The 6,203-nt window shown below is 71.5% G+C and carries 7 protein-coding genes; 4 read left to right on the forward strand and 3 right to left on the reverse strand.

The features are described from left to right. Positions 1-131: 131 nt before the first annotated feature. Positions 132-1,790 (forward strand): M4 family metallopeptidase, encoded by a 1,659-nt coding sequence (locus ACIBK3_RS05265; protein WP_399362009.1) that lies wholly within the window; start codon positions 132-134, stop codon positions 1,788-1,790. 181 nt (positions 1,791-1,971) lie between these two features. Here the strand turns inward: ACIBK3_RS05265 and ACIBK3_RS05270 are convergent, their stop codons facing one another. Then, entirely contained in the window at positions 1,972-2,406 is a 435-nt protein-coding gene (locus tag ACIBK3_RS05270) for a VOC family protein (protein WP_399362011.1), read from the reverse strand. Positions 2,407-2,649: 243 nt separating this feature from the next. Between ACIBK3_RS05270 and ACIBK3_RS05275 the strand changes: the two genes are divergently transcribed. Further along, positions 2,650-3,165 carry a hypothetical protein gene (locus ACIBK3_RS05275; RefSeq protein ID WP_399362013.1) on the forward strand — a complete coding sequence of 172 codons (516 nt, stop codon included), beginning with the start codon at positions 2,650-2,652 and terminating at the stop codon, positions 3,163-3,165. 176 nt (positions 3,166-3,341) lie between these two features. Then, positions 3,342-4,049: a class F sortase gene (locus ACIBK3_RS05280; RefSeq protein ID WP_399362015.1), complete on the forward strand. Its 708-nt coding sequence runs from the start codon at positions 3,342-3,344 to the stop codon at positions 4,047-4,049. On the opposite strand, the gene ACIBK3_RS05285 is transcribed toward ACIBK3_RS05280, so the two are convergent. Next, positions 3,987-4,376 (reverse strand): winged helix-turn-helix transcriptional regulator, encoded by a 390-nt coding sequence (locus tag ACIBK3_RS05285; RefSeq protein WP_399362129.1) that lies wholly within the window; start codon positions 4,374-4,376, stop codon positions 3,987-3,989. The two genes, ACIBK3_RS05280 and ACIBK3_RS05285, sit on opposite strands and share 63 nt — an antisense overlap. Before the next feature lie 119 nt (positions 4,377-4,495). Between ACIBK3_RS05285 and ACIBK3_RS05290 the strand changes: the two genes are divergently transcribed. Then, on the forward strand, positions 4,496-5,440 hold the full coding sequence (locus ACIBK3_RS05290) for an NAD(P)-dependent oxidoreductase (protein WP_399362017.1): 945 nt from the start codon (positions 4,496-4,498) through the stop codon (positions 5,438-5,440). Here ACIBK3_RS05290 and ACIBK3_RS05295 read toward each other — a convergent pair. Further along, complete coding sequence (locus ACIBK3_RS05295; RefSeq protein ID WP_399362019.1) at positions 5,408-6,037, reverse strand: YdcF family protein; 630 nt, start codon at positions 6,035-6,037, stop codon at positions 5,408-5,410. The two genes, ACIBK3_RS05290 and ACIBK3_RS05295, sit on opposite strands and share 33 nt — an antisense overlap. Between the last annotated feature and the right edge of the window lie 166 nt (positions 6,038-6,203).

Raw genomic sequence — 6,203 nt, forward strand, 5'->3', positions numbered from 1 at the left:
ATTCTCTCTCCTCACATACCTCCGCGAACGCGCTATGGACATGACATGTCATGGACCTTTAAATCTTGTTCAACGCGGCGCGCGCCGCCCCGCGCACTCACGCGCCCACCGGCGCATTCACGAGGAGACCGATGAGTCGGATACGGCAGATACGGCAGCACGCACGAGGTCCCCGTCGTCTCGCCACCGCCGGAGTGGCCCTCACCACCGTCACCCTGCTGAGCGCCGCACTCTCCCCCACCGCCGACGCGGCCGCCCGGCCGACCCGGGCCACCGCGATCGAGAACGCGGCCTCGGTGCTCCTGGAGCGGGCCGCGGCACTGGGGCTGACCGGCCCCCAGGGGACCAAGGTGCGTGACGTCGTCGTCGACCGGGACGGCGCCCAGCACGTCCGCTACGACCGTACCTACCGCCAACTGCCCGTCCTGGGCGGTGACTTCGTCGTCCACCTCGCCTCGGACGGCAGCTACCGCGGCGCCGACCGCGCGACCAGGGGCGCGATCTCGCTCGCGAGCATCACGCCGAAGCTGTCCGCGCCGAAGGCCGCCGGCCTCGCGGTGACCGCGCTGCGGGCCGCGAACGCCGGTCAGACGCTGAAGAAGGTGACGGCCAAGCCACGGCTGGTCGTCGACGCCCTGCACGGCGCGCCGAAACTGGCCTGGCGGACCGACACCGTGGCGCAGGACTCCCTCGGCAATCCGGTCGCCCGCACCGTGCTGACCGACGCCCGCACCGGCGCCCGGATCGACGCCTGGGACTCCATCGAGACGGCGACGGGTGACGGCAGGTCGCTGTACGGCGGCACGGTGCCGCTTCAGACCACGCTGTCGGGATCGACGTACCAGCTCAAGGACCCGACGCGCGGGAACACGTACACCGGCGACGCGGCGAACAAGACCGACCTGTGCGTCCTCGGGGTCTGCGTCAACCGGGCACCGGCGACGGTCTTCACGGACGCCGACAACCACTGGGGCACGGGCACGGCGGCCGACCGGGCGAGCGCGGCGGTGGACGCGCAGTACGGCACGGACCAGACCTGGGACTACTACAAGGACGTCCACGGCCGTAACGGCATCGCGGGCGACGGCAAGGGCTCGTACAACCGGGTGCACTACGGCGCCGCCTACAACAACGCCTTCTGGGACGACAGTTGCTTCTGCATGACGTACGGCGACGGCGACGGGGCGACCTTCGGGCCGCTGGTGTCGCTGGACGTGGCCGGGCACGAGATGTCGCACGGCGTGACGTCGAAGACCGCGGCGCTGACGTACTCCGGTGAGTCGGGGGGCCTGAACGAGGCGACCTCCGACATCTTCGGCACGCTGGTGGAGTTCCACGCGGGCAACGCGCAGGACCCGGGCGACTATCTGATCGGTGAGAAGATCGTCCGCTCCGGCTTCGGCCGGGACGCCCTGCGCTACATGGACAAGCCTTCCAAGGACGGCAACTCGGCGGACTGCTGGAGCGGTTCGGTCGCCGACCTCGACGTCCACTACTCGTCGGGTGTCGCCAACCACTTCGCCTTCCTGCTGGCCGAGGGCAGCGGCGCGCGGACCGTCAACGGGGTCAGCTACAACTCGCCCACCTGCGACGGCTCCACGGTCTCGGGTATCGGCCGGGACAAGCTGGGCGCCATCTGGTACCGGGCGCTCACGGTCCACATGACCTCGTCGACGAACTACGCGGGCGCCCGCACGGCGACCCTGAACGCGGCGAAGGACCTGTACGGCGCCGGCAGCGCGGAGTACGACGCGGTGGCGGCGGCCTGGAGCGCGGTGGGCGTGGGCTGACGGCCCGAGCGCGGGTGAGCGCCGTCGCCCCCGGTCAGTGCTACCGCGGGCGACGGCGCTCGCCCCGGTCGGTGCTGCGGCGGGTGACGTCCGCTCGCCCCGGTCGGTGCGACTGCGAGTGACGGCGCTTCGCCCCGGTCGGTGCTACGGCCGGGGCGGCACCCGGTGCTTCATGTGCCGGTCAGTCACCGCCGAAGTCGGGGAGGGTGATCGTGCCGTCATCGGCCAGGGGGATTCCGGGGTTGTGGGCGACCTCCCACGCGTGGCCGTCCGGGTCGACGAAGGCGCTGGAGTAGAAGCCCACGGCGTTGACGGCCGCGGGCTTGGTGACGGTTCCGCCGGCCCGTTCCACGGCCGCGAGCAGGGCGTCGACCTCCGCCTCCGACCGGACGTTGTGCGCCAGGACGATCCCGCCGAAGCCGCCCGTCGCCGCGGGTTCCAGTCCGCAGTCCCGGGCGAGTTTCTCCCGGCTCCACAGGACCAGCCCCAGGCCGCCCGCCTGGAAGAAGACGGTCTCCTGGACTTCCTGCCCCCGCCACCCCAGGGCCTCGTAGAAGGCCTTGGCGCGCGCGAGGTCGGACACTCCCAGCGTGATCAGGGTGATGCGCTGTTCCATCCGGCCACGGTACTGCGCCGCCCGTCACCCGTTCACACCCTCGCCCTACGCCCTTCGGGGCCTCTTTCCGCACTGCGCCCCCAGACCCAGGTGACCTGGTGAAACATCGACGGATCAGCTCTCGGCGGCTCCCGTCTGACACCCGTTCACCCCAATTCTGACGCTCACTCAGGAAGCGCTCCGGGCCCGCTGCCACTTACCTCGGAAGGGCAGTACCCACCGAAGACGCTCGAGGGAGCACCGATGCGACGTACCGCCCGCCTGCTGACCGGTACCGCGCTCGCCGTGGCCGCCGCGGGGCTCGGCACCGCACCCGCGTACGGCGGCGACACCACCCGGCTGGAGCTGTACCCGTCCTCGGTCGTGCCGGGCCGGCAGGTCACCGTGAACAGCGCGGCCTGCGGGGACGGCGGGACCGCGGCGGGTGACGCCGGTGCGGTGGGCGCCGGTGCCTTCCCGCTGGGGCCCACGGAGGGTGCGGCGAGCGGGCGGTTCCGGGTGCCGCCGAGCGCGCAGCCGGGGACGTACGAGATCGTCGCGACCTGCGCGAAGAGCGGTCGGCGGGTGACCGGGGATCTGGTCGTCACGCTGACGGCCCCGCGCGAGCAGGTGTATCCACGAGGAAGTGTGAAGACGGGGGTCGGTGGCGCTCTGGGCCCCGACCCCGTGCAGACCGCGGCCGGTGTGGCGGCTCTCGCCGTCGCCGCCGCGGGCGGTACCTGGCTCCTGCATCGCCGGGCGAGAGGCGACGGGATCTGACGGACACCCTCCGCTGTCCGTCCGCCGGTACCGCATGTCCCCTCCCCCTCCGGGTCCGACGCCCCTCGCGGCCCGGAGGGGAAGGGGCCCAGCCTTCATGGCACAGGCCGGCCTTTGTGCGGAGGCCGGCTTTCAGGGGCCACAAAGGCCGGCTTTCAGGGAAGAGGCCGGCTTTCATGGAAAGGGGGTACGCCGTGCCCAGCGTCGGCAACGCCGCGATAGCGGCCGTCACCGTGGTCGCCCTGTGCACCGGGGCCTGGCTGCTGCGCAGCGGTACCGAGACACACCCTCCGCCGCAGCCGTCCGCAGCGCAGGCACGCACTCCCGACGACATCGCCCCTGACACCGCCCGTGACACCGGACAGGGCGCCGGGCGGCACGCCGGGCCGGGCGCCGCACATCCCGCGCGGCCGGTCGCTGCCGCGCTGCCGCCCTCCCCGCCCGACCGGATCCGCATCCCCTCGATCCAGGTGAACGCGCCCCTGGTGGGCCTGGGCCTCACCCCGGCCGGCAGCCTCGACGCGCCGCCCGCCGAGAGGAAGAACCTCGCCGGCTGGTACGAGGCCGGCACCACCCCCGGAGAGACGGGCACCGCGATCGTCGCCGGGCATGTCGACAACGCCGACGGCCCAGCCGTCTTCTACGACCTGGGCGCGCTGAAGAAGGGCGCCGCCATCGAGGTGGACCGGCGGGACGGCACGGTCGCCGTCTTCACCGTGGACGCCGTCGAGGTCTACCAGGCGAGGAACTTCCCCGACCGGAAGGTGTACGGCGCCGCCGAGCGCCCCGAGCTGCGCGTGATCACCTGCGGTGGCGGCTACTCACGGAGCACCGGATATGAGGGGAACGTCGTCGTCTTCGCGCACCTCATGGGCAGCCGCTGAGCCGCCCAGGATGTTCACCCGGCCCCACGCCCCCAGCGCCCCGAGCGCCTGGTTCAGCGAGGCTCCCCGCGGCGTGAGCGAGTACTCCACCCGGGGCGGGACCTCGTCGTACGCCTCCCGGTGGACGATGCCGTCCGCCTCCAGCTCCCGCAGCTGGGCCGCGAGGACCTTCTCCGTCACGCCGGGCAGCTCTCTGCGCAGCTCGCCGAAGCGGTGCGGCCGGACGTTCAGCGCCCACAGGATCAGCACCTTCCACTTGCCGCCGATCACGTCCATCGCCGCGTCGATCCCGCAGACATACGCCCCCGGCCGCCGTACGTTCGCCATGCCGTCCCTCCGTACGGTCGTCATGCCGCCCTCCCTGCCTGGACCCTTTCCCCGTGGTAACCACCCACTCCGAAGTGCGTACTTGAGCAGGCCGTTCCCCTGCGACGAGCCTAATCGCCATGACTGACAACGCACTTGCCCAGCCCGAGCGTTCCCCCCTCACTCCCCTCACCCCGCTCACTCTCCTCGGCACCGGCGCCATGGGCACCGCACTCGCCCGCGCCTGGCTCGCCGCCGGCCACCCCGTCACCGTCTGGAACCGCACCCCCGCCCGCGCCGCGGCCCTGGCCGGTGAGGGCGCGACGGTCGCCGTGAGCGCCGCCGACGCGGTGGCCGCGAACCGGCTCGTCGTCGCCTGCCTCCTCGACGACGCCTCCGTCGGGGAGGCCCTCGACGCGGCCGACCTCACCGGCCGGGACCTGGTGAACCTGACCACCGGGACGCCCGCGCAGGGACGGGAGCGGGCCGCGTGGGCCGAGGCGCGCGGGGCACGTTTCCTGGACGCCGGGATCATGGCCGTACCGCCGATGATCGGGGCCTCGGGCTCCGGGGCGTACGTCTTCTACAGCGGCTCCGCCGCGCTCTTCGAGGAGCACCGGGACACGCTCGCCGTCCCGGCCCGGGCCACGTACGTCGGCGCGGACGCCGGGTTCGCCGCGCTGCACGACGTGGCGCTGCTGAGCGCGATGAGCGGGATGTTCGCGGGCATCACACACGCCTTCGCCCTGATCCGCCGGGAGGACATCGCCCCGAAGGACTTCGCGCCGCTGCTCGTGTCGTGGCTCACCGCGATGGCCCCCATGGCTCACGGGGCCGCCGAGCGGCTGGACAGCGGCGACTACGGCAAGGGCGTCGTCTCCAACCTCGCCATGCAGGTCGCCGGCACCGCGACCCTGCTGCGCACGGCCGAGGAACAGGGGGTGAGCGCCGAGCTGCTGACGCCGTACCTGGCGCTGATGGAGCGTCGTCTGGCGGAGGGCCACGGGGACGAGGACACCACGGGGGCTGATCGACCTCCTCCTGAGCGGTCGTCAGAGCTCCTGACAGAGCTCCTGACGAAATGATTGCGAGACCTTCCGCTCTTCGGCCTTGAGGCCGCGGAGTGTCCAAAGGCCGTACAGAGCCAGCAGCGGTTTACCGACCATCCACTCGCCAGGGCGGTAGTCATCCGCTCGCACGAGCCTTTCAGCAAGATCAGGGCGCTGCCGCCGCAAGTACGCACGGGCCTTGAGCGCGTGAGCCGGCTGGGAGGCGATCTTGATGCGGTCGACATCCTCAAGGAGCGGGATCACGTTCGTGATGTTCTCCCATGTCGTCGCGCTCTGGTCTTCGAGAAGCACCGTGCCGTCGAACTCAAGAACCGACTTCGCATAGTCAGCCATCAACTGGGCCTCCGCAGCTTGGTTGCTGGTGGCACCACCGCTGAAGATCACGCGAGTGCCTCGCGCACCGCCGGCGGCAGTGGAGCGGATTCCGGCACGAACTCGCCAGCGGTTGACGAAGTTCGCCGTCGATTGCGGGTTTCGGTAGCCCAACACGACCACGGCTTCGGATGCGCCCCCGCTGCTTCCGACGAGGGCGCGAGACCAGCGCCAGTTCAACCACTCGCCCCAGGCCAGAATCACAGCCCCAGCTACCGCCAGTCCTGTCCTTCGTCGCATGCGGCGACACTAGGGCACCGCGGCTTCGGGCAGCGAAGGCACCGGCCGCCCTACTGAGTACGCGTTCTGTCAGACGCCATCCGCTTATCGATCACGGGGCTGGCCTGGTCGAACAGGGTTCCTGATCGGGTGATCGCGCGAGAGCCGGCGCATGACAGCAGGGCCT

Origin of the sequence: Streptomyces sp. NPDC050287, assembly GCF_044459385.1 — a bacterium.
Classification (GTDB): Bacteria; Actinomycetota; Actinomycetes; order Streptomycetales; family Streptomycetaceae; genus Streptomyces.

Bases quoted from the DNA above. Each gene is read 5' to 3' on its own strand.
- ACIBK3_RS05290 (WP_399362017.1), top strand. From the start codon at position 4,496: ATGACTGACAACGCACTTGCCCAGCCCGAGCGTTCCCCCCTCACTCCC.
- ACIBK3_RS05280 (WP_399362015.1), top strand. From the start codon at position 3,342: ATGGAAAGGGGGTACGCCGTGCCCAGCGTCGGCAACGCCGCGATAGCG.
- ACIBK3_RS05265 (WP_399362009.1), top strand. From the start codon at position 132: ATGAGTCGGATACGGCAGATACGGCAGCACGCACGAGGTCCCCGTCGT.
- ACIBK3_RS05275 (WP_399362013.1), top strand. From the start codon at position 2,650: ATGCGACGTACCGCCCGCCTGCTGACCGGTACCGCGCTCGCCGTGGCC.
- ACIBK3_RS05285 (WP_399362129.1), bottom strand. From the start codon at position 4,376: ATGGCGAACGTACGGCGGCCGGGGGCGTATGTCTGCGGGATCGACGCG.
- ACIBK3_RS05295 (WP_399362019.1), bottom strand. From the start codon at position 6,037: ATGCGACGAAGGACAGGACTGGCGGTAGCTGGGGCTGTGATTCTGGCC.
- ACIBK3_RS05270 (WP_399362011.1), bottom strand. From the start codon at position 2,406: ATGGAACAGCGCATCACCCTGATCACGCTGGGAGTGTCCGACCTCGCG.